The following is a 653-nucleotide window of genomic DNA, read 5'->3' as shown; positions in this document are numbered from 1 at the left end:
GTCGAAGACCGCAAAGGATGCCGGTGCTCTACTCCCACGGCCGACAGCTGCTCTTGTGCGCCTGTTGGACAAGGCAATCGGCTCCGGCGTGGGGGAAGGTACGCTCCAGCCGACCGCACGGATACGAATAGACGTTCAGCACGTGCTGGCCAATGCCGCGCTTCGCCCGTGGGCGATTCAGCAGCCGTACAACTCAAGGAGTGAAGTTGACGTCGCTCTTGCCGAGTGGGCGCGCCAGGACAAGTACAACCTCCGCCTACTCCAATCCATTGGCGCGACGTATCCCGCGGCCGAAGCCGCCCTTGCGGCTCACTATCAGCGGAGCTTCCACCTGGGGCCAACCGACTCAAAGCGGATGGCGGCGTACGCCTTGGACGTCGCGTATCGCTCTCATTTCGTATTTCACAAGGACAAGAGAGATGCTGCAGACGGGGAACGCGAACCGCCGAATCCTTGGCACAGGTCGAACGAGCCTCGTGGCGTTCGGTAGTCGCAGCCGGCAGAATGCGGCCACAACCGGACGTTCATCTTCGCGGCCTGATGGCAAGGAAGGCCAACGCGCCGTCAGAACAAGGCCAGGAATCGACGTTCGCGGCTGACTTACAACACCCGCGGGCTAATTGCGGGATTGCGTCCGCGAAGTGGGTGTGCAC

The 653-nt window shown here is 62.2% G+C and carries 1 protein-coding gene; it reads left to right on the top strand.

Annotated elements, in window-relative coordinates; all coding sequences use genetic code 11:
- On the top strand, positions 1 to 490 hold a 490-nt coding region (locus AC1DY5_RS57890), incomplete at its 5' end, for a hypothetical protein (RefSeq protein WP_478123079.1).
- Positions 491 to 653 lie beyond the last annotated feature (163 nt).

This window comes from Variovorax sp. P4_D9 (genome assembly GCF_056401695.1).
The sequence above is the reverse complement of the archived record's forward strand: the minus strand, read 5'-3'. Positions and strand labels throughout refer to the sequence as shown.